General features: G+C 40.5%; 4 protein-coding genes. 1 reads left to right on the plus strand and 3 read right to left on the minus strand.

Annotated features, from left to right (window positions below; genetic code table 11):
• The coding region (locus CXF78_RS20640; protein ID WP_102037813.1) for a thioredoxin family protein at nt 1-530 on the minus strand (530 nt) is incomplete at its 3' end.
• A gap of 137 nt (nt 531-667) precedes the next feature.
• On the opposite strand from CXF78_RS20640, the gene CXF78_RS20645 reads away from it, so the two are divergent.
• Nucleotides 668-1,285 (plus strand): LysE family translocator, encoded by a 618-nt coding sequence (locus CXF78_RS20645; RefSeq protein WP_102037814.1) that lies wholly within the window; start codon nt 668-670, stop codon nt 1,283-1,285.
• Between the two features lie 196 nt (nt 1,286-1,481).
• On the opposite strand, the gene CXF78_RS20650 is transcribed toward CXF78_RS20645, so the two are convergent.
• The gene (locus CXF78_RS20650) at nt 1,482-1,808 is read right to left on the minus strand and encodes a DUF3144 domain-containing protein (RefSeq protein WP_011638536.1); all 327 of its coding nucleotides are present in this window, start codon (nt 1,806-1,808) and stop codon (nt 1,482-1,484) included.
• Between the two features lie 70 nt (nt 1,809-1,878).
• Nucleotides 1,879-2,311, minus strand: a 433-nt coding sequence (locus CXF78_RS20655) for a pilin (RefSeq protein WP_102037815.1), incomplete at its 5' end; no start/stop codon positions are given.

Below are 2,311 nucleotides of genomic sequence, written 5' to 3' on the forward strand. Positions count from 1 at the left end.
TTGACGACCAAAGCCAATGCTCGATACACATCGTCGATAATCAGCGCTTTAGGCAACTCAATACCCTCAGGGTAGGATGAGCCGTAGATTTTATTAAACGGCGTGCCAGCAGCCGCTTGCTGTCCCATATACTGTTCAATGACGGTATCTGCTTGAGTCCAATTACCTTGCATGAGGATAATGTGTTGTTGGTTTAATTGATTTACGACTTGTTCGCGATGAAGCACGTTGGCTTTATTGGTTTGGCAAGGGACACACCAGTCGGCTGTAATATCAACAAACACAATATTGCCTTGTTCAACATAGGTAGCAATTTTTTCAGGTTCAAGTGGCTGCCAATTCAATGTTTTATATGCTTGATAGTCTTCACCTTTATTAACAAATGCTATGATCCCCGCAAAACAGAACCCCATGAAAATGAGCATGGCTATCACTAAGGTCGGAATCGATTTGCCTTTTATTTTAGCCCAAATCAATATCACTACAGCGCTAAAAATAACCAAGAGTAATATCAGCATTAATGTGGTCATAGGTTTCCTCGGTAAATACGTTATCATATTCATCACTTAATAAGTGACGCGACATTAACAGCGCATACTTAACTGGTTGTTAAAATTGTTTTTGTACAAAGATTATAGATAGACTAACTGTAATTTAAAGAGGTGTTATGACGTTAAGTACTTGGCTGGGACTATTAGCGATATGCTGTTTGGGTGCTATGTCTCCAGGCCCGAGTTTAGCCATGGTAGTGAGGCATACACTCAGTGGTGGAAGATTACACGGTGTAGTGTGTGCTTGGGCGCATTCAATTGGTATTGGCGTGTATGCACTGGTGACTTTATTGGGCTTAGCTGCAATATTAAAAGCATCTCCATTAATTTTTAATGCCATAGCGATAATCGGAGCAATTTACTTAGCTTGGATGGGTATTCAAGCGCTGGGTTCCAAAGGCGGGATGCAGCAAAAGTTAGCCGCTGGGGAAGCCACTAGTTTATGGGTTGCAGCTCGTGACGGGCTAGCTATTTCACTGTTTAATCCTAAGATATTATTGTTTTTTCTAGCCTTATTTAGCCAATTTGTCTTGGCTGCACAAACGACCACTGGCCAAGCATTAATTGTATTTACCCCGTTAATTATTGATGGCTTGTGGTATACCGTTATCGCATTTGTGTTATCACATTCTGCTGTACTACCTAAGTTACGTGAAAAGGCAAAGTTGATTGATAGACTCTCAGGTATTGTATTGATTTTACTTTCTATTAGGGTTATTTACACGCTGTTATAACACCGATGTCTAATCGGGTTACTGTGATTAATTATGCTGGTTATGCATAGGTTTAGTTGTTAAAGCGAACAGAGAAAATAGTAAGTGGTGATGGGGAGTGTTAAATGTGCCTGATTTTAAAAAAAGTAATCCCCACCAGATCTCTGGTAGGGATTATTGATTAACGGCTAATTATCAGTGACGTTGTTAGCGAATGCTAGGCACCTTTAAACATTTGCACGCTATCATCGCTTTTTTGCTCTTGTTGCGGTGCCGCTACAGGAGGATTAGCAATATGATCTTCTAAGTTTTCTTTTAGCATGGCTTTAAATTCATCAGAGAACCAAGCTAATGCATGATCTTTTTCAGCAGCAAGATCAGCTGATTTAATTGAGGCTTCGAACGCATTAAAGCGTGCTGAAGCAAATCTCATTGCTGTTCCCACTTTACCAATATCATTTTCTTGTTGGCTTAGTTGATTGGCTAGGGCAATAAATTGGTCAGCTATTTGATACATTGTTAATTCTGGTTTGGCTTCAGACATCAGATCCACTTTTTGTGAGTTAATTTTCCATTGAGTGTAACGTTTTTATTGGAAAATATCAGGTAAAAAATTAGCTATTGGGATCTGAATCTACCAAGACCTGGCCGTTACGTGAGTCATAATATATCGACATAAGTGATAGCGAGTTGTAGTTATATCGGCATTGATCTGGATTGATATATTCCGCTTGGTAATCAGATGAATCTTTATCTGCACTACTCGAAACGCTTGGACCATCCTGCAACAGAGTAGGCCAGACGGAAAGGCAGTCATTAACGTTATTCAGTCTTGGAGAGGCTTCGTAAGGTGGATAATTCTGTGCAGGATAGCCCCATTGGTTCATATCCAGTTCGCCATCGGTTCCGGCTTGACTGAAAATAGCTAAATTATCTGCTGGGCCAGAATACCCCATCGCGGCCCACTTCAAATGAGCCAAGGTTATTGCTGAAGAAAATGCTCCGCCAGTTGCTTTTACATTGGCGATTTTAGCATCTTGGCCTAAA

It is taken from the genome of Shewanella sp. 11B5 (assembly GCF_002836795.1).
GTDB classification, from domain to species: domain Bacteria; phylum Pseudomonadota; class Gammaproteobacteria; order Enterobacterales; family Shewanellaceae; genus Shewanella; species Shewanella frigidimarina.

Excerpts from the sequence above, each read along its gene's own strand:
- CXF78_RS20650 (WP_011638536.1), bottom strand. The coding sequence starts at position 1,808 with ATGTCTGAAGCCAAACCAGAATTAACAATGTATCAAATAGCTGACCAA.
- CXF78_RS20645 (WP_102037814.1), top strand. The coding sequence starts at position 668 with ATGACGTTAAGTACTTGGCTGGGACTATTAGCGATATGCTGTTTGGGT.